Source organism: Hyalangium gracile (genome assembly GCF_020103725.1).
GTDB classification, from domain to species: Bacteria; Myxococcota; Myxococcia; order Myxococcales; family Myxococcaceae; genus Hyalangium; species Hyalangium gracile.
Window position 1 is genome coordinate 13628 of the sequence record NZ_JAHXBG010000031.1, and the last position, 17732, is coordinate 31359.

18 protein-coding genes are annotated in these 17732 nt (G+C 69.1%); 14 read left to right on the forward strand and 4 right to left on the reverse strand.

Annotated features, from left to right (window positions below; translation table 11 throughout):
- Window positions 1-82: 82 nt before the first annotated feature.
- Entirely contained in the window at window positions 83-682 is a 600-nt protein-coding gene (locus KY572_RS40000) for a superoxide dismutase (protein ID WP_224249004.1), read from the reverse strand.
- A gap of 146 nt (window positions 683-828) precedes the next feature.
- On the opposite strand from KY572_RS40000, the gene mutM reads away from it, so the two are divergent.
- From mutM to KY572_RS40050, 10 genes are all read left to right on the forward strand, one after another.
- Entirely contained in the window at window positions 829-1656 is an 828-nt protein-coding gene (mutM, locus tag KY572_RS40005) for a bifunctional DNA-formamidopyrimidine glycosylase/DNA-(apurinic or apyrimidinic site) lyase (protein ID WP_224249005.1), read from the forward strand.
- On the forward strand, window positions 1653-2069 hold the full coding sequence (gene mce, locus KY572_RS40010) for a methylmalonyl-CoA epimerase (protein ID WP_224249006.1): 417 nt from the start codon (window positions 1653-1655) through the stop codon (window positions 2067-2069). The genes mutM and mce overlap by 4 nt, the downstream gene beginning before the upstream one ends.
- Window positions 2070-2184: 115 nt before the next feature.
- On the forward strand, window positions 2185-4065 hold the full coding sequence (locus tag KY572_RS40015) for a TIGR04551 family protein (protein WP_224249007.1): 1881 nt from the start codon (window positions 2185-2187) through the stop codon (window positions 4063-4065).
- A gap of 10 nt (window positions 4066-4075) precedes the next feature.
- Window positions 4076-4291, forward strand: a complete 216-nt coding sequence (locus KY572_RS40020) for a hypothetical protein (protein WP_224249008.1) — start codon at window positions 4076-4078, stop codon at window positions 4289-4291.
- Complete coding sequence (gene lysA / locus KY572_RS40025; RefSeq protein ID WP_224249009.1) at window positions 4288-5529, forward strand: diaminopimelate decarboxylase; 1242 nt, start codon at window positions 4288-4290, stop codon at window positions 5527-5529. Before KY572_RS40020 ends, lysA begins: the two co-directional genes overlap by 4 nt.
- 17 nt (window positions 5530-5546) lie before the next feature.
- Window positions 5547-6428, forward strand: coding sequence for a 4-hydroxy-tetrahydrodipicolinate synthase (gene dapA, locus KY572_RS40030; protein ID WP_224249010.1), 882 nt, complete (start codon window positions 5547-5549; stop codon window positions 6426-6428).
- Between the two features lie 20 nt (window positions 6429-6448).
- Window positions 6449-7261, forward strand: a complete 813-nt coding sequence (dapB, locus tag KY572_RS40035; protein ID WP_224249011.1) for a 4-hydroxy-tetrahydrodipicolinate reductase — start codon at window positions 6449-6451, stop codon at window positions 7259-7261.
- Window positions 7261-8031, forward strand: coding sequence for a fumarylacetoacetate hydrolase family protein (locus KY572_RS40040; protein WP_224249087.1), 771 nt, complete (start codon window positions 7261-7263; stop codon window positions 8029-8031). Before dapB ends, KY572_RS40040 begins: the two co-directional genes overlap by 1 nt.
- A complete protein-coding gene (folK, locus tag KY572_RS40045; RefSeq protein WP_224249012.1) occupies window positions 8028-8558 on the forward strand; it encodes a 2-amino-4-hydroxy-6-hydroxymethyldihydropteridine diphosphokinase in 531 nt (176 codons plus the stop codon). Before KY572_RS40040 ends, folK begins: the two co-directional genes overlap by 4 nt.
- Window positions 8555-10033: a tetratricopeptide repeat protein gene (locus tag KY572_RS40050; RefSeq protein ID WP_224249013.1), complete on the forward strand. Its 1479-nt coding sequence runs from the start codon at window positions 8555-8557 to the stop codon at window positions 10031-10033. Before folK ends, KY572_RS40050 begins: the two co-directional genes overlap by 4 nt.
- Window positions 10034-10037: 4 nt before the next feature.
- Here the strand turns inward: KY572_RS40050 and KY572_RS40055 are convergent, their stop codons facing one another.
- On the reverse strand, window positions 10038-10271 hold the full coding sequence (locus KY572_RS40055) for a hypothetical protein (RefSeq protein WP_224249014.1): 234 nt from the start codon (window positions 10269-10271) through the stop codon (window positions 10038-10040).
- Window positions 10272-10409: 138 nt separating this feature from the next.
- Window positions 10410-11465, reverse strand: coding sequence for a KpsF/GutQ family sugar-phosphate isomerase (locus tag KY572_RS40060; protein WP_224249015.1), 1056 nt, complete (start codon window positions 11463-11465; stop codon window positions 10410-10412).
- Window positions 11466-11607: 142 nt separating this feature from the next.
- Here KY572_RS40060 and fsa point away from each other — a divergent pair, with 142 nt between their 5' ends.
- Window positions 11608-12255 carry a fructose-6-phosphate aldolase gene (gene fsa / locus KY572_RS40065; RefSeq protein ID WP_224249016.1) on the forward strand — a complete coding sequence of 216 codons (648 nt, stop codon included), beginning with the start codon at window positions 11608-11610 and terminating at the stop codon, window positions 12253-12255.
- Between the two features lie 89 nt (window positions 12256-12344).
- On the opposite strand, the gene KY572_RS40070 is transcribed toward fsa, so the two are convergent.
- The gene (locus tag KY572_RS40070) at window positions 12345-14549 is read right to left on the reverse strand and encodes an Ig-like domain-containing protein (RefSeq protein WP_224249017.1); all 2205 of its coding nucleotides are present in this window, start codon (window positions 14547-14549) and stop codon (window positions 12345-12347) included.
- A gap of 104 nt (window positions 14550-14653) precedes the next feature.
- Between KY572_RS40070 and KY572_RS40075 the strand changes: the two genes are divergently transcribed.
- From KY572_RS40075 to KY572_RS40085, 3 genes are all read left to right on the forward strand, one after another.
- Window positions 14654-15790 (forward strand): acyl-CoA dehydrogenase family protein, encoded by a 1137-nt coding sequence (locus KY572_RS40075; protein ID WP_224249018.1) that lies wholly within the window; start codon window positions 14654-14656, stop codon window positions 15788-15790.
- A 119-nt stretch (window positions 15791-15909) separates the two neighbouring features.
- Window positions 15910-16707, forward strand: coding sequence for an electron transfer flavoprotein subunit beta/FixA family protein (locus KY572_RS40080; protein ID WP_224249019.1), 798 nt, complete (start codon window positions 15910-15912; stop codon window positions 16705-16707).
- A gap of 39 nt (window positions 16708-16746) precedes the next feature.
- A complete protein-coding gene (locus tag KY572_RS40085; RefSeq protein ID WP_224249020.1) occupies window positions 16747-17712 on the forward strand; it encodes an electron transfer flavoprotein subunit alpha/FixB family protein in 966 nt (321 codons plus the stop codon).
- Window positions 17713-17732: the final 20 nt, after the last annotated feature.

Genomic DNA, 17732 nt, shown 5'->3' on the forward strand with positions numbered 1-17732 from the left:
CCGGGGCCCTGAAAGCCGAAGAGGCCCCCACTCTCGCGGGAGCCTCTCGGTACACCCGGGGGGCGGCCCGGGGGTGGGGGGACTACTTCAGCCGGCCCTCGGCCGCGTCGTAGTCGATGTTGGAGAAGTACGCGTCCACGTACTTGGCGCGCTCGTTGGCCTTGTAGTCCGGCACGAAGGCGTGCTCCCACGCGTCCATGACGATGATGGGCTTGAAGCCGGCGATGTTGTTCGTCTCGTGCAGGGTGATCCAGTGGTTGGACAGCCACCCGGTGCGCGGATCCTGGAACGTCACCGCCCAGCCGATGCCCGGCATGGTGGAGATGGCGCGGAAGTCGGCCAGCCACGTCTCGAAGGAGCCGAAGCTCTCCTCCATGGCCTTCTTCAGCTTGGCCGGAGGGGTGGCGCCGCTGCCGCCCGCCTTCAGGTTGCCGAAGTAGTACTCGTGGAGGACGACGCCGTTGTACTCGAAGCCCAGCCGACGGGTCATCTCCGCGTACATCGGGTTGGTGCCGGCTGCCTCGCCCTTGGTCGCCATGCCCGAGAGCGTCTCGGTGAGCTTGTTGGTCCGGTTGACGTAGCCCTCGTACAGCTTGAAGTGGACCTCGAGCACCGCGTCGCTGATGCCCTTGAGCCCCTTGCAGTTCGGGAACTGCATCGGCGTGTACTTCTTGTCGGCCATACTGCCTCCCATGCGTGTGGAGATGATGAAGGCACCTCATTAGAGGAGGTGCCAGCGTTTGGCGCGCGCAACTTCTCGCGGGTGTACGCACTTCAACAAGTAAGAAATGCGTCGGCCCCGCGCACGGTGCTATGTGCCTGGGGCGGATGCCTGAGCTACCTGAGGTAGAGAGCGCCCGACGCAACCTGGAGCGTTGGTTTCACGGACACCGCGTGCTGAAGGCCGAGGCGGGTGATACCCGCATCTTCCGAGGCGCGAAGCGCAAGCAGTTCTCCGAGCTCACCGGGCGCGTCGAGTCCCTGGAGCGCCGGGGCAAGTACCTGCTGCTCACCTTCGAGGGCGGCCGGGGCCTGCTGGCCCACCTGGGCATGACGGGCAAGTTCGTCCGGCGCCGCGAGGGCCAGGTGCCGCCTCACAGCCACGCCCGCTTCCACCTGGAGGACGGCACCGTCATCCACTTCACGGACTATCGCCTCTTCGGGCGGATGGAGCCCGCGCCCGCCGCGAAGCTGCACCAGCTCGAGGCCATCCAGGCGCTCGGGAGGGATCCGGTGGCCGACGGGCTCACCGCGCAGCAGCTCCAGGAGGCGCTGGGCCGCTCCCGGATGGACCTGAAAGTCGCCCTGATGGACCAGGGGCGCATCGCGGGGCTTGGCAACATCTACGTGGCGGAGGCGCTCTTCCGCTCGGGCCTGCACCCGTCGCGCAAGCCCGCCACCCTCACGGCCGAGGAGTGGGAGCGGCTCACCCAGGCCATCCACGACACCCTTCGGTCCGCTCTCGAGCAGGAGCAGGGCGAGGAGCCGGTGTACCTGGAAGAGAATCGCTCGGAGAATCCGTTCCTGGTGTATGGCCGGGCGGGCGGGCCGTGCTCGAAGTGCCAGACGAAGGTCCAGTCCTTCACTCAGGGAGGACGCACCACGCACTTCTGCCCGAAGTGTCAACCGAAGCGCAGCAAGAGAGGGAAGCGATGAGCGTCAAAGCCAAGGGCCTCGACCACGTGGCCATCGCCGTGAAGGACCTGGACAAGGCCATCGCCCTGTACCGGGACACGCTGGGCCTGGAGCTGTCCGAGATCGAAGAGGTGCCCGAGCAGAAGGTGCGCACCGCCATCTTCGGCCACGGCAGCGGCCGCGTGGAGCTGATTTGTCCCACCTCCGCGGACACGGGCGTGGCGAAGTTCCTCGAGAAGCGGGGCGAGGGGCTGCACCACATCTGCCTCGAGGTGGAGGACATCGAGGCCTCGCTGGCGGAGCTGAAGGCGAAGGGGGCGCCGTTGATCGACGAGACGCCCAAGCCGGGCGCGGGCGGCGCGAAGGTGGCCTTCATCCACCCCAAGGGCAGCCACGGGGTGCTCGTCGAGCTGAGCCAGAAGCCCAAGCCCTAGTGCGTTGACAGGTGGGAAGGCTGGTGTGGTTGGCGTTGACACCCCTCCCCCCCGTGGCTTAACTCGCGCGCCCTCTGTACTCGGCCGCCCCGAGCGGTCCTGGAGAAAAGTGCCCATGTCCCACGTCCTGCTGGCGGCGTTGCTCGTCGCCTCCGCCACGGCCACCGCCCAGACGTCTCCCCAGAAGACGCCGGTGCCTGAGAGCGGGACGCCCGCGTCGGCGAAGCCTGCTCCCGCTCCCCAGCCCGCGCCCACGCCGGCCACCGCCGCTCCCGTCCCCGACGCGCCCCCGCAGCCGGGGCCCGCCACCCCGCCCGCTCCCGCAGCCGCGGCCCCTGCCTCCGAGGGCGCGCTCACGCCGGAGATGCAGGCGGAGCTGGATCGCCGGCTGGAGGCCGCCCGCCAGGAGATGCGCGAGGAGATCCGCGCGCAGATGGCCACCCAGTCCCTGTCCTCCGACTGGCAGCAGGAGTTCTCCGAGGAGAAGCGCAAGCTGGAGCTGTTCACGATGGACGGCTACTTCCGCGTCCGTCCGAGCCTCTTCTACAAGTTCGACCTGGGCAAGGCGCGCGAGCGGGCGCTGTTCCCCACGCGCTCGGAGAACGAGAACACGCAGGCGGGCGGCAACCTGCGCGTGCGGCTCGAGCCCACCTTCAACGTCTCCGAGGAGGTGCGGCTCAAGCTCCAGGTGGACCTGCTGGACAACATCCTGCTGGGCTCCACGCCGGACTCCACCCAGAGCGGCCGGGACGTGTTCACCATCTTCTCGCAGAGCCAGAACCCACCTCCGGCGGGTACGATCCTCAAGGACTCCATCTTCGTGAAGCGGGCCTACGGCGAGGTGAGCACGCCGGTGGGCATCCTGCGCTTCGGCCGCATGGGCAGCCAGTGGGGCCTGGGCATGCTGCACAACGACGGCAACTGCCTGGACTGTGACTTCGGCGACAACGTGGACCGCATCCAGTTCGTCACCGAGCCGTTCGCCGGCTTCTACGTGACGCCGATGGTCGACTTCAACTCCGAGGGCCTCACCAGCGAGTCCGTGGTGCCGGATCCGCAGCGCGAGTCGTTCGACTACACGAACTCGGATGACAGCCACAGCTACGTGATCGCCATCGCGCGCCGGGACACGGACCAGCAGACCCAGGAGAAGCTGGCGAACAACCAGGGCGTGCTCAACTACGGCCTGCACTTCACCTACCGCACCCAGCGCTGGGACACCGAGGTGACCGGCAGCCCCGTCACCTCGTTCGCCTTCGTGCCGCGCGACGCCACGCTCTACATGCCGGACCTGTGGCTGCGCTACGAGGAGCGCCTGTTCCGCATCGAGGTGGAGCTCGCCGCCATCGCGGGCAGCATCGGCAACCGGGCGGCCACCGCCGGCGATGCGAACAACCCGGCGCAGAACCAGTCGCTGCGCGTGCTCCAGTTCGGTGGCGTGGCGCAGGGCGAGTACAAGGTGCTCAACGGCAACCTGCACCTGGGGCTCGAGCTGGGCTTCGCCTCGGGCGACAGGGCCTCGGGCTTCGGCAACTACCAGCGCGGGCGCGTCGTCAACCCGGGCGGCGAGTCCGTCGACGGGCCCCAGTACAGCTGCGATCCGGGCGGCTGCGGCGACAACGCCATCCGCAACTTCCGCTTCAACCGCGCCTACCGCGTGGACCTCATCCTCTGGCGCGAGCTGATCGGCGCCGTCACGGATGCCGCGTACATCAAGCCCACGCTGCGCTACTCGCTGGCGGACGGGTTCGATGTGTTCGGCGGCGTCGTCTACTCGCAGGCGCTCTACGCGGAGTCCACGCCGTCCACCACCAGCCGCAGCCTGGGCCTCGAGGTGGACGTGGGCGCGCGCTACGAGACCGAGGACGGCTTCGTCGCGGGCATCAACTGGGGCATCTTCTTCCCCATGGCCGGCCTGCAGGAGCCGCCGGACATCACGGCTCGGGACTTCGAGACGGCCCAGGCGATCCGCGGCACGCTCGCGGTCCGCTTCTAGGGCGGCTGTCATGAACCGACTGTCTCGCGGGCTGCTGGTCCTCGTGCCTGTCGTGGGCCTCCTGCTGGGGGCCTGCGGCATCAAGGGGGCTCCTCGCCCGCCGCTGCCTCCGCCACAGCCCCCGTCGGAGACGCAGCCCCCGCCCGCGCCGGAGACCCAGCCGCCGGGGCAGTCCCGGGGGCCCTTCGAGCCCGCCGGACCGGGCCCTCAGGACGCAGGTTCGTGAACCACTTCAACTATCTCCGAGGCAGCCTCCACGCGGAGGAGGTGCCCCTGTCCGCCATCGCCGAGGCGGTGGGGACGCCCACCTACGTCTACTCCACGGCCACGCTCACCCGGCACTTCCGGGTGGTGACGGAGGCCTTCCAGGCCGTGCCGCACCTCATCTGCTACTCGGTGAAGGCCAACAGCACGCTGGCGGTGCTGCGCCTCTTCGCGGAGGCGGGCGGCGGCTTCGACATCGTCTCCGGTGGCGAGCTGGCGCGCGTGCGCCAGGCGGGCGGAGCGCCGGACAAGACGGTGTTCGCCGGAGTGGGCAAGACGCCGGAGGAGATGGAGCAGGCGCTCGCCGCCGGCATCCTCATGTTCAACGTGGAGAGCGCCGAGGAGCTGGAGGCGCTCGATGCGGTGGGGCGGCGGCTGAAGAAGCGCGCTCCGTTCGCCCTGCGCGTGAACCCGGACGTGGATGCACGCACGCACCGCTACATCTCCACCGGGCTGAAGACGTCCAAGTTTGGCGTGCCCTTCGAGGAGGCGGTGGCGCTCTACGCCCGCGCCCGGAAGATGAAGGGCCTGGCCGCCGTGGGGCTGGACTGCCACATCGGCTCGCAGCTCACCCAGGCGGCGCCGATGAAGGCGGCGATCTCCAAGGTGGCGGGGCTGTACCGCTCGCTGAAGGAGCAGGGCTACCCGCTCAGCTACCTGGACATCGGCGGTGGCCTGGGCATCACCTACTCGGACGAGCGGCCGCCCACGCCCGCCGAGTACGCGCGCACCGTGCTCGAGGCGGTGAAGGACACGGGCTCCACGCTCATCCTGGAGCCGGGGCGGGCGCTGGTGGGCAATGCCGGCGTGCTGCTGACGCGCGTGCTGTACCGCAAGCGCACGCCGACGAAGACGTTCGTGGTGGTGGATGTCGGCATGAACGATCTCATCCGCCCGGCGCTCTACGAGGCGCACCACGCCCTGCAGCCGGTGGTGAAGCGGCGAGGCAAGGCCGTGGAGGTGGACGTGGTCGGCCCGGTGTGTGAGTCCAGTGACGTTCTGGCCCGGGGCCGGGCGCTGGTGCTGCCCCAGCAGGGAGAGCTGTTCGCGGTGATGAGCGCCGGGGCTTACGGGATGAGCATGGCTTCCACCTATAACTCCCGCCCTCGGCCGGCGGAGGTGCTGGTGGACGGGGCCGCCTGGCGTGTCATCCGGGAGCGCGAGCGCGTCGAGGACCTCTGGCGCGGCGAGCGGGCCTGAACATATAAGCGGCGGTCATGAAGACCTTCGAAGGCTCCATGACGGCGCTCGCCACGCCTTTCAAGAACGGGAAGCTCGACGAGGACGCCTACCGAGCGCTGGTGGATCGGCAGGTCTACGGAGGCACGAGCGTCATCCTGCCCATTGGCACCACGGGCGAGGCGGTGACGATGACCGCCGACGAGCGGGCCCAGACGGTGAAGGTGGCGGTGGAGGCGGCGCGAGGCCGGGTGCCGGTGGTGGCGGGCGCAGGCTCCAACAGCACCGCGGAGACCATCGAGTCCGTGGGGCGCGTGCGCGAGCTGGGCGCGGATGGGGCGCTCATCGTCACGCCCTACTACAACAAGCCCACCCAGTTCGGCCTGCTGCAGCACTTCCGGGCCATCGCCAAGGCGCACCCCGGCTTCCCGCTCATCGCCTACAACGTCCCGGGGCGCACTGGCGTGGACCTGCTGCCCGAGACGGTGATGTGGCTGTGCGACATCCCCGAGGTGGTGGCCCTGAAGGAGGCCACGGGGAACATGGCGCGCGCGGTGGATCTGGTGGAGAAGTGCGGCGACCGCATCAGCCTGCTGTCCGGGGATGACTTCACGGTGCTGCCCTTCATCGCCTGCGGCGGCAAGGGCGTCGTCTCCGTGTCCTCCAACGTGGCGCCGAGGATGATGGCGGACCTGGTGGCGGCGGCCCGCGCCGGAGACCTGGCCAAGGCGCGCGATCTGCAGGTGCAGATGAACGCGCTGCACAAGCTGCTCTTCGTCGAGTCCAACCCCATCCCGGTGAAGTGGGCGCTGCACCTGATGGGCGTCTTCGGACCGGAGATCCGGCTGCCGCTGACGCCGCTGTCCGAGCCGCAGGCGGCGAAGCTGAAGGAAGAGCTGACGCGGCTGAACCTGCTGTGAGCCGTCGCCCCGAGGATTCCATGCTTCAGACCGTCATCACCGGTGTCTCCGGGCGCATGGGCAGCACGCTGCTGCGGCTGGCGCGGAGCTCCTCCACCATCTCCGTCGTGGGCGCCACGGCCCGGCCAGGCAGCTCCGTGGTGGGGCAGGACGCCGGGGTGGCCGCGCGCTTGAGCGAGCCGCTCGGGCTGAAGGTGGTGGACGGGCTGGGACAGGCGCTCGACGCGGGCGCCCAGGTGGTGATCGACTTCACCCACGCGGAGGCGAGCGTGGAGCACGCGCGGCTGTGCGCGGCGCGCGGCGTGGCGATGGTGATTGGCTCCACGGGCCTCTCGGCGCAGGCGCGCGAGCAGGTGGCCACCGCGGCCCGCTCCATCCCCGTGGTGCTGGCCCCCAACACCTCGGTGGGTGTCAACGTCGTCATCCAGGTGGCGGCGGCGCTGGCTCGGGTGCTGGGCGAGGGCTTCGACGTGGAGGTGGTGGAGACGCACCACCGGATGAAGAAGGACGCGCCCTCGGGCACGGCGCTGCGGCTGGCGGAGGTGCTCGCCCAGGCGCTGGGGCGCACGAGCGAGGACCTCGTCTTCGAGCGCCACGGCCAGGTGGGGGCGCGGACGTCCAAGGAGATTGGCATCCAGGCCCTGCGCGGCGGGGACGTGGTAGGCGAGCACACGGTGTTCTTCTTCGGCGACGGGGAGCGGGTGGAGCTCACCCACCGGGCGACCAGCCGGGACCAGTTCGCCAAGGGGGCGCTCCGGGCGGCAAACTGGGTGGTGGGGCAGCGCCCCGGGCTCTACGACATGGCCGATGTGCTCGGCCTGAAGAGGACATGATGAGCGTCACACGCTACTGCCGCTTCCTTCACGAGGGCCGTGCCTGGCACGGCCGCATCGAGGGCAATGAAGTCGTCGTCCTCAACGCCGCGCCGTGGGCCGGCGGCAAGGAGACGGGGCTGCGGCGCTCGCTGGCCACGCTCACACTGCTGGTGCCCTCCGAGGCCTCCAAGGTGGTGTGCATCGGACAGAACTACCGCAAGCACGCGGAGGAGATGGGCAAGCCCGTCCCGTCCGAGCCGCTCATCTTCATGAAGCCCTCCACCTCGCTCAACGGGCCGCGCTCGCCCATCCGCATCCCCAAGGCGAGCGAGGAGGTGCACTACGAGGCGGAGCTGGGGCTCGTCATCGGCGAGCGGCTGAAGAACGTGGACGAGGCCACCGCCGCGCGCGCCATCTGGGCGCTCACCTGCTTCAACGACGTGACGGCGCGAGACATCCAGCGCCGCGAGGTGCAGCACACCCGCGCCAAGAGCTACGACACCTTCTCCTGCGCCGGGCCGTGGGCGGTGACGGGCCTGGCGCCGGGGGATCTGCGCATCGTGTGCCGGGTGAATGGACAGGTGCGCCAGGACAGTCGGACCTCCGACATGGTCTTCAGCCCGGCGCAGCTGGTGTCCTTCATCTCCCACATCATGACGCTCCTGCCTGGAGACCTGATAAGCACTGGAACTCCCTCGGGAGTGGGGAAGCTGGTCGCTGGGGATACGGTCGAAGTGGAGATTGAGGGAATCGGGACCCTGACCAACCCGGTTGAGATGGAGCCGTGAGCACCGCCAACGTCTACGTCGGGCTGGGGTCCAACGAGGGAGACCGCGAGAGCCATCTCGTCGCGGCCCTGGAGGCCCTCTCGCGCATCGATGCGGTCGCCGTGCTGCGCTGCTCCTCGCTGTACGACAGCGCGCCGGTGGGCCCCGCGCAGCCGCGCTTCCTCAACGCCGTGGTCGCGCTGGAGTGCACGCTGCCTCCGCTGAGGCTGCTGACCATCCTCCAGCGCATCGAGCAGGACCTGGGCCGCCGCCGCAATGGCCAGCGCTGGGGGCCTCGGCCCATCGACCTGGACATCCTGCTGTGGGATGGCGAGCTGGTGGCGGAGGCGAACCTCCAGGTGCCGCACCTGGAGCTGCACAAGCGCCGCTTCGCGCTCGAGCCGCTGGCGGAGCTGGCCCCCGAATTGAAGCACCCGGTGCTGGGCGCGACGGTGGAGGAGCTCCTCGCCCGCCTGGCCCCGCAGGATGTCCGCAGGCGCTCGGCCACCCAATGGCCCGAAGCGAGCCCTCTGGTGAACGAGTCATGACCCTCTCTTTTGCTTTCGCGACCGCGGCCCTGCTCGCCGCCGAGCCCACCAACCTTCCGCCCAACCACCCGCCCGTCCCTCCGGGGACCACTGCCTCTCCCGCGCGGCCTGGCTCCATGCCTGAGGGGCATCCCGCGGTGCCGGGCGGCTCGGCCATGCCCTCGCAGGGCGCCCTGCCCGAGGGCCATCCGCCCATGCAGGGCAGTGGAGCCGCGCCACCGCCGCCGTCCGGGGCGCTGCCCGACGGCCACCCGCCGATGTCGGGCATGGGGCGAGCGCCGCCCAGCGCGGAGGAGCTGCTCAAGCAGCTCGACTCGACGGAGGGCCTGCGCGCGCGGGACAAGACGTTCGAGATCGCCTCCTCGCTCGGCAAGCTCTACTACACGAATGGCCGGCCCTCGGAGGCGATGGTGTACTTCCTCCAGGCCGAGCAGAAGGCGATGGGGACGCGGACACTGTTCGTGGAGCAGCGCAAGAAGCTGGGCAAGAAGCCCGTCCCGAGCGCTCAGGAGGCCAACTGCGGCTTCACCCCGTCCACTCCGGTGGAAGAGATGGGGAAGGTGGCGGAGGAGCGGGCGAAGAAGGGGGACACCGCGGGCGCGGTGGCCTGCGCGAAGGCCGCGCTGGTGCCGGTGGTGGAGGTGGAGGTGCTGCGTGGCAACGCCCTCTACCTGACGGGTGAAAAGGCGGGCGCGCTGGTGGTGTACGAGCGGGCGCTGGACGTGGTGCCTTCCAACCAGGAGGCGCTCTTCGCGCGCTCGGCGCTGCTGTACGAGTCGAAGGGCGAGGACGTGAAGGCGCTGCAGGCGGCGCACGAGGGCTTCGAGGCCTTCATCGCGGCGTATCCCGACTCGCCTCGGGCGGACCTGGCCAGGCAGCTCAGCAAGTTCGCGGAGGAGACGGCGAAGGCGGGCGGCCGGGAGAAGTGGAAGCAGGTGCGCGCGGAAGAGCGGCGCATCCGCCTGTCCCAGCCGAGGCCGTCGGAGCCCATGGCCATGGCACCCATGGCGGGTGCGACGGGGCCGATGGCGGGCTCGGCGGGCTCCATGGGCGGGCAGGGCCAGGATGGGCCGCCCGTGCTGACGCAGGAGATGGTGGACGCCGTCCAGAACACCGAGCGCACGCCCGAGCTGGAGGCCGGCCTGGCGAAGCTGGTGGAGGAGGGCGAGGAGAACCTGGCCAAGGGCCAGTATGACGCGGCGCTGGGGGTGTACCGGCGCGTGGTGCCCTTCCAGCCTGAGAATGGCCGCGCGAAGGCGGGCATGGCCTGGGCGCTGGTGGGGCTGGGCAGGCCCATGGCGGACCGGGTGTGGGGCGTGGCGGTGGGCTCGGATCCGGCGGCGGTGGAGAAGCTGGGCGACACGCTCATGGCCAAGGGTGACGCCAAGGGCGCCAAGGCGCTCTGGGCGAAGCTGCTCCAGTCCGTGCCGGACTACCCGAACAAGGCGGCGCTGCAGGCCAAGGCCAGCCAGTAGGCACCTAGCTCGCGAGCCGCAGCTCGGGAGGCGACAGGCGGCTCACCACGAGCTCCAGGGCCACCTGCGCGCCGAGCATCACCACCGCATCCGCCTCGGCCTCGCGGTAGGCCCGCTTGGCGGAGTGGAGCACCGTCCACGATGCGGGACTGCCGTCCAGCTCCGTGTACGCCTTCTGCACCGCAACCTCTGCCTCTTCCAGGCGCTTCGCGAGCGCCACGCTGTTCGTCGTGTCCATGGAGGCCGGGAAGTGCAGCCGGCGTGCCGGGGCAGGGCGGCGTGGCGGGCGCTGGGAGGCCTGGGCTTGACGGGGCGCGTCACCCGGAGCGTCGGGGGATGAGGCTCCCGGGCCGCTCCTGGCTTGCGAGAAGGTGAGTCAGAGGAACCGCGCGGACAGCAGGTCCTGCACGTCCAGCAGGCCCACGGCGCGACCCTCGGCGTCCACCACCGGGAGCTGGTCCACCCGGGCCTCGCGCATCTGGGCCGCGGCGGTGAGCACCAGCGTCTCCGGGCTCACGCACCTGGGGCGGCGGCCCATCACCTCGCGCACCGGGGTCGTGAAGTCCGTGCGGCCCTGCTCCACCAGTCGGCGCAAGTCGCCGTCGGTGAAGATGCCCACCAGCCGCCCCTGGCGGTCCACCACGTTGGTGGCGCCCGGTCGGCCCGGCGTCTTCGTCATGACGGCCACGGCGTCGGAGAGCTTCGCGGTGTCGCGCACCACGGGGTTGGCCGGGCCGGTACGCATCACCTCGAAGACGCGCTGCACGGAGCGGCCGATCTTCCCGCCGGGGTGCAGCAGCGCATACTCCTCCGTCCCGAAGGTACGCGAGCGCAGCAGGGTCATCGCCAGCGCATCGCCCACCGCATGCAGCGCGGCGGTGGAGGCGGTGGGCACCAGGCCCATGGGGCACGCCTCCTCGATGCGACCGATGTCGAGCACGACGTCCGCCCCGCGAGCCAGCGGGCTCTCCGGCTCGCCGGTGAGGGCGATGACGGGGGTGGCCAGGCGCCGGAACGAGGGCAGCAGCCGCAGCAGCTCCTCGGTGGAGCCGCTGTTGGAGAGGGCGAGGATGACGTCCCCCTTGCCCACGCGCCCCAGGTCGCCATGCACGGCCTCGGCGGGGTGGAGGAAGAACGAGCGGATGCCGGTGGAGGCGAGCGTGGCCGACAGCTTCTGGCCGATGAGGCCCGCCTTGCCCATGCCCGTCACTACCGCCTGACCCTGGCACTCGCGCAGCAGCCCGAGCGCCCGCAGGAACGAGTCTCCCAGCCGCACGCCCAGGATGGCGCGGGACTCGGCCTCGAGGACGCCCTGGGCGTAGGCGAGGGACGCCTCGGCCTCCTCGGTGCGAGGAAGTGCGCTGGCGAGGGCACGGCCGGGAAGGGCACGGAGGCGGGGCTTGTTGGCGGTGGAGCGGCGGGCGCGGGCCATGATCGCCGCTCTTCTACTCTTGGGGAGCGGCGGGCCGCCACCCTTGACGCGGTGCGGGCCATCGGTTACGCGCTCGCACGCCCGGTCCTCGGGCTGGAACGTTCACCCTGCGCACGCAGGTTTTCCCACAAAAGGGGATGAGATGAAGTTCTTCATCGACACCGCGGACGTTGGAGAGATCCGCAAGGCATACGAGATGGGCTGTGTGGACGGCGTCACCACCAACCCGTCGCTGCTGGCGAAGGTCGGCCGCGGTCTCGAGGAGACCATCCGGGAGATCTGCTCCATCGTGGACGGTCCGGTGAGCGCCGAGTGCGTCTCGCTGGAGGCGCCCGCGCTCATCCAGGAGGGGCGCACGCTGGCGAAGATCCACGACAACGTGGTGGTGAAGATCCCCATGGGCGTGGAGGGCATGAAGGCGGTGAAGGCGCTGACGGCCGAGGGCATCCGGACGAACGTGACGCTGGTGTTCTCGGCCAACCAGGCGCTGCTGTGCGCCAAGGCGGGAGCCACCTACGTGTCTCCGTTCGTGGGCCGGCTGGACGACATCTCCGAGGATGGGATGGAGCTCATCTCCAACATCATCGAGATCTACCGGAACTACGACTTCACCACGCAGGTGCTGGTGGCCAGCGTGCGCAACCCCATCCACGTGCTGCAGGCGGCGCGGCTGGGCGCGGACGTGGCCACGCTGCCCTTCAGCGTCATCAACCAGCTGGCGCAGCACCCGCTCACCGACATCGGCATCAAGAAGTTCCTGGCCGACTGGGAGAAGGTTCCCAAGAAGTAGAGCGCCAGCGCAGGGGCTGGAAATGGGACGGCCACCGGCTCCAGGGCGGAGCGCGGTGGCCGTCGTGCTTCAGGCGGTGCCGCTAGGGGTTACTCCAGGGTGCCGGGAGCCGATGCGGCTGCGCTGGTGCCGAGCGTGGTGATGGTCACCGTCAGGACGTCCGGTACACAGGACCCGCCGCCAGTAGAGCCCTTGACCTCCGCGATGTTCACGTGGTGCTTCCAGTCGTAGAAGAGGGTCTTCCAGATACAGATTGGGGCGTCGGGAGTGCACTCCTGGTTGTTGGAGGCGTTGACCCGCAGCCTTTCGATACCAAAGCCGTAGCCATCCAGCATCGTGCCACTGATCCGGACGCTCCCCTTGGCCGCGCTGTGGCTGATGCCGTACTGGCTGTTCGCCAGCTGAGGCCGGTTGAAGTAGTCGTCGAAGAAGAACGTATTGACGAACCAGCCCTGGTTCCGAGGCACGCAGCCCCAGGGGTTGGGGAGCAGGTAGCTGTTGTAGCTGACCGGGAAGCCCGAGTAGAGGATGTAGGTTGCGGTCCAGATGGAAGTGTCGTTGTCCCACCTCCCATTGGGGCCGTTCCACTGACCATCGGCAGGGGCTTCGTCGATATACGTTTCGCCCAGATCCCAGACGCCGTTGTCGTTTGAATCGACCAGGGGCTCGCCCTGGTCGATGAACTGCTCTCCGGAATCCCACTGACCGTTGTTGTTGGTATCCGAGAAGTACTCTTCGCCTCGCAGGTAGGCGATGACCGTGACGAGGCTGTCACGAGGGTTCTTGAGGACACTGCCTTCCGTGGCGGAAGGCTCCTCCTGCCGAGGCTGCGGATACTGATTGGGATCCGCGGGAAGGGGAGTGACGTTCAGGGGGAAGGGCGTGCCGCCCGTGGTATTGAAGAGCACCTCACCCGTGCCTTCGAGATCATTGTTGCCAGTGGGCGAGTAGGCCTTGGTCGCGACGGAGTTGGGGATGTTGCCGGCCTCGACCTTGAAGTTCACCGTGGTTCCGGTCCCCACGGGGTTGTTGTAGCGGTCCACCACCTTCACGTCGCAGCCGATGCTGAAGGGGCGAGGCTGGCCAGGAGAGGTGGACGCGCGGGTCCCGATGTTGGCCAGGTCACACCGGAGGTTGAAGCCCTGGTTGGACACCTTCGCTCCACGGATGCCGATGTTGGGGCTGTCCACCTCGACGCGGCCCTGGATGGCGACGGCATGCACCACGATGGCGCCAATGGTCGGTCCCGAGGACACGATCGCCGTCGCGATGCCCTGGGGGTTGGTGACGGCGGAGGGCGACACGGTGGTGCCCGTAGGCGGGTTCGGAATGCTGAAGGTCACCGGGATGCCCGCGACCGGCTGACTCGTCGAGTCCACCACCTTGAACGAGACCTGGGCCTGCTCGTTGAAGCCCGAGCCCTTCACTCCCATGATGGTGCACGTCACGCCGCCGCACGTGGTCGTCGTGTGGGTGATCTGCTGGATGTTGGTGATCTTCACCGCCACGCTCGCCTGAGCGCCTGACGCCGTGTGACGGGCGCGAACCGTCGCGTTACCCGTCGGCCCGCTCTCCACGAGCCGCACCATCGCCTTGCCCGCACCGTCCGTGCTCGCCTGGACGGACTGCGCCGGGGTATCGCTGGCGTTCACCTGGAGGCCGCCGAAGTTCGTATCGAAGGTGATGGACTCCCCCGGCTTCGGGGCGTTGTTGGTCCCGGTCAGCGTGGCGGTGATCTCCGCGTAGTCGCCCACGCTGGTGAAGACCGAGGTCTTGGAGCTGGCCACCGTCAGCTTCGTGCCACCGTCACCCGAGCCGCTGCCGCCATCGGGGTTGCCCGAGCCGCCGTCCGGGTTGCCCGAGCCGCCGTCCGGGTTGCCCGAGCCACCGTCCGGCGTGGTGCTGGAGCCGACCGTCAGGGTGACGGCCCCGGTGGCCGTGCCCCACGTACCGTCGATGCGCACGTTGCCCGCGCACTTCGGGTCCGCGGCCTTGTCGCAGGTGAAGCTCGTCGTCGCCTTGCCGTTGGCGAGCGTCACCGTCTCCTCAGCGGCGCTGTTACCCAGCGCGCCCGCCGCCGCCTTCAGCGTGACGGTCCCCGTGCCGTTCGAGCCGTCGCCATTCGTCGCGGTGATCGTGATCGTCGAAGCCTGCCCCTGGTTGCCGATCTGCCGGGGGGCTGCGGACAGGAGGAGCTCCGGCTCATCTTCGGTCGGCTCGCCACCGCCGCAGGCGGCGATGATACCCAGCGCGACCGCCAGGGCGGCGCCCAGGCGCCAAATCGGACGTTGCATAATCTCAGAACTCCTGATGATAGAGAGTGGAGCAGCAGTATTTTCGACGGTTCGCCGTTCGTCAAAGCGGCGATATTCCGCCTATCCCCACTCGGCGAGGAACCATGGACTTCCAGCTCACGGACTCTCAGCGCGCCCTCCAGGAGACTGCGCGCAAATACGCTCGCGAGGTCATCCGCCCCAAGGCCGCCCACTATGATGAGACGGCAGAATTCCCCCGGGAGCTGATCTCCGCCGCTCACGAGCTGGGCCTCGTGAACCTGGGCGCTCCCGCCGAGTATGGCGGCTCGGGGCTCACCCACCTGGAGCAGGTCATCGTCTGCGAGGAGCTGGCCTGGGGCTGCTCGGGCGTGGCCACCTCGCTCTACGTGAACGACCTGGCCAACCTGCCCATCCTCCTGGCCGGCACCGAGGACCAGAAGAAGCGGCTGCTCACGCACTTCGGCGAGCGCCCCAAGCTGGCCGCCTTCTGCCTCACCGAGCCCGCCGCCGGCTCGGACGTGGCCGGCATGAGCACCACCGCCCGCCGCGAGGGGGACCACTACGTCCTCAACGGCTCCAAGTGCTTCATCAGCAACGGCGGCTACGCCGAGCAGTTCACCGTCTTCGCCACGCTCGACAAGAGCAAGCGCCACAAGGGCATCTCCTGCTTCGTCGTCGAGGGCAAGCCCGCCGGGCTCACCATCGGCAAGCACGAGAACAAGATGGGCCAGCGCGCCAGCAACACCGTCTCGCTCACCTTCGACGAGGTGCGCGTGCCGGTGGCCAACCGCGTCGGCGAGGAGGGCGAGGGCTTCCGCATCGCCATGGAGACGCTGGACAACAGCCGCCCCGTCACCGCCAGCTTCTCGGTGGGCATCGCTCGCGCCGCGCTCGAGCACAGCCTGGAGTACAGCTCGCAGCGCCAGACGTTCGGCAAGCCCATCCGCGAGCACCAGGGCATCCAGTTCATGCTCGCCGACATGGGCATGAACATCCAGGCCGCGCGCCTGCTGGTGCACCAGAGCGCCTGGCTGCTCGACAGCGGCCAGAAGAACACCCTGGTCTCCAGCTACGCCAAGTGCTTCGCCGCCGACATGGCCATGAAGGTCACCACCGACGCCGTCCAGGTGTACGGCGGCTACGGCTACATCAAGGACTACCCCGTCGAGAAGCTGATGCGCGACGCCAAGCTCATCCAGGTCTACGAGGGCACCAGCCAGGTCCAGCGCATCGTCATCGCTCGGGAACTGTTCAAGTAGAAAAGTTAATCTTCGGTTCCCGTCGGATTCCCGTTGCTCCGGCGGGAGGCGGATGCCTATTACTCCAGGCTGCTCGCGCGGTGCGTCAACATCCCGCGCGCCCAAGGAGAAGGACCGCCGTGAAGATCCTCGTCACCGCCAAGCGCGTGGAAGACCCCGAGTCGAAGATCAAGGTGAAGCCGGATGGCTCGGGCATCGTTCAGGAAGGGCTGAAGTACAAGATCAACCCCTTCGACGAGATCGCCGTGGAGGAAGGCCTGCGGCTGGTGGCCAAGCACGGCGGCGAAGTGGTGGTGGTGTCCATCGGCGGCAAGGAGGTGCAGGAGCAGCTGCGGCACGCCCTGGCCATGGGCGCCCACCGCGCCGTGTGGGTCAACCACACCGGGCCGCTGGATCAGCTGGGCATCGCCGGGCTGCTCCAGAAGGTGGCCGAGAAGGAGAAGCCGGACATCGTCGTGCTGGGCAAGCAGTCCATCGACGATGACCAGAACCAGGTGGGCCAGTACCTGGCCGAGTTCCTGGGCTGGAGCCAGGCCACGTTCGCCTCCAAGGTGGAGTCGCTCGAGAGCGAGCAGGAGAAGAACAAGGTGCCCGCGCTGGCCGTGGGCGCCGACGGCAAGTCGGTGCGCGTGGTGCGCGAGGTGGACAACGGGCTGGCCACGCTGGAGTGCGCGCTGCCGGCCGTCGTCACCACGGACCTGCGCCTGAACCTGCCGCGCTACGCCAGCCTGCCCGGCATCATGAAGGCCAAGAGCAAGCCCATCGAGGAGCTGACGCCGCAGAAGCTGGGCGTGGACGTCGCTCCGAAGATCCAGGTGCTGAAGATGTCCTCGCCCCCGCCGCGCAAGGCCGGCATCAAGGTGCCGGACGTCGCCACGCTGGTGGACAAGCTGCGCAACGAGGCCAAGGTCGTCTAGGCCCGATCCTTCAACTGCTTCGAGACTCTGGAGTCCAAGATGCCGACCATTCTCATCGTCGCCGAGCAGCAGCCGGACGGAAACCTGCGCAAGGCCTCCCTCAACGCCGTCTCCGCGGGCCGCGCCCTGGCCGAGAAGGCGGGTGCCGAGCTGCACCTGGTGCTGCTGTCCAAGGATCCCTCCAAGGTGGCCGAGGAGCTCAAGGGCCTGGGCGTGAAGGCGGTGCACACCGCCGCCGCGCCCGAGCTCGAGCACTACCTGGCCGAGGTGTACACGCCCGTCATCGCCGGCCTGGTGCAGGAGCTGAAGGCCGACTACGTGGGCATGGCGTCCACCGCCATGGGCAAGGACCTGATGCCCCGCGTGGCCGCTCGCCTGAAGGCCGCCATGGCCACCGACGTGATGGCCTTCAATGGCAGCGGGGCGGATGTCACCTTCACCCGTCCCATGTGGGCCGGTAACGTCTTCGCCGAGGTGAAGCTCACCACGCCGGTGAAGGTGTTCACCCTGCGCGCCACCGAGTTCCCCGCGGCCCAGGGCGGTCAGCCCGCCGCCGAGGTGAAGACGTTCTCGCCGAAGCTCGAGGCTTCCAAGACGAAGTTCGTCGACTTCAAGGAAGTGAAGAGCGCGCGTCCGGAGCTGACCGAGGCCCGCGTGGTCGTCTCCGGCGGCCGCGGCACCAAGGGCGACTTCAAGGAGATCGAGGCCCTGGCCGATGAGCTGGGCGCGGCGGTGGGCGCCTCCCGCGCGGTGTGCGACGCGGGCTGGGTGCCCAACGACCTGCAGGTGGGCCAGACGGGCAAGGTGGTCGCTCCGCAGCTCTACATCGCGGCGGGCATCAGCGGCGCCATCCAGCACCTGGCCGGCATGAAGAGCTCGAAGACCATCGTGGCCATCAACAAGGACCCCGAGGCTCCCATCTTCCAGGTGGCCGACTACGGCCTGGTGGCGGACCTCTTCAAGGTCCTCCCCGAGCTGCGCCAGGCGCTGCATTCGCTGAAGTAGCGCTCGGGCTCCGCATTCGG

Bases quoted from the DNA above. Each gene is read 5' to 3' on its own strand.
- KY572_RS40000 (WP_224249004.1), bottom strand. From the start codon at position 682: ATGGCCGACAAGAAGTACACGCCGATGCAGTTCCCGAACTGCAAGGGG.
- mutM (WP_224249005.1), top strand. From the start codon at position 829: ATGCCTGAGCTACCTGAGGTAGAGAGCGCCCGACGCAACCTGGAGCGT.
- mce (WP_224249006.1), top strand. From the start codon at position 1,653: ATGAGCGTCAAAGCCAAGGGCCTCGACCACGTGGCCATCGCCGTGAAG.
- KY572_RS40015 (WP_224249007.1), top strand. From the start codon at position 2,185: ATGTCCCACGTCCTGCTGGCGGCGTTGCTCGTCGCCTCCGCCACGGCC.
- KY572_RS40020 (WP_224249008.1), top strand. From the start codon at position 4,076: ATGAACCGACTGTCTCGCGGGCTGCTGGTCCTCGTGCCTGTCGTGGGC.
- dapA (WP_224249010.1), top strand. From the start codon at position 5,547: ATGAAGACCTTCGAAGGCTCCATGACGGCGCTCGCCACGCCTTTCAAG.
- dapB (WP_224249011.1), top strand. From the start codon at position 6,449: ATGCTTCAGACCGTCATCACCGGTGTCTCCGGGCGCATGGGCAGCACG.
- KY572_RS40040 (WP_224249087.1), top strand. From the start codon at position 7,261: ATGAGCGTCACACGCTACTGCCGCTTCCTTCACGAGGGCCGTGCCTGG.
- KY572_RS40050 (WP_224249013.1), top strand. From the start codon at position 8,555: ATGACCCTCTCTTTTGCTTTCGCGACCGCGGCCCTGCTCGCCGCCGAG.
- KY572_RS40055 (WP_224249014.1), bottom strand. From the start codon at position 10,271: ATGGACACGACGAACAGCGTGGCGCTCGCGAAGCGCCTGGAAGAGGCA.
- KY572_RS40060 (WP_224249015.1), bottom strand. From the start codon at position 11,465: ATGGCCCGCGCCCGCCGCTCCACCGCCAACAAGCCCCGCCTCCGTGCC.
- fsa (WP_224249016.1), top strand. From the start codon at position 11,608: ATGAAGTTCTTCATCGACACCGCGGACGTTGGAGAGATCCGCAAGGCA.
- KY572_RS40070 (WP_224249017.1), bottom strand. From the start codon at position 14,549: ATGCAACGTCCGATTTGGCGCCTGGGCGCCGCCCTGGCGGTCGCGCTG.
- KY572_RS40075 (WP_224249018.1), top strand. From the start codon at position 14,654: ATGGACTTCCAGCTCACGGACTCTCAGCGCGCCCTCCAGGAGACTGCG.
- KY572_RS40085 (WP_224249020.1), top strand. From the start codon at position 16,747: ATGCCGACCATTCTCATCGTCGCCGAGCAGCAGCCGGACGGAAACCTG.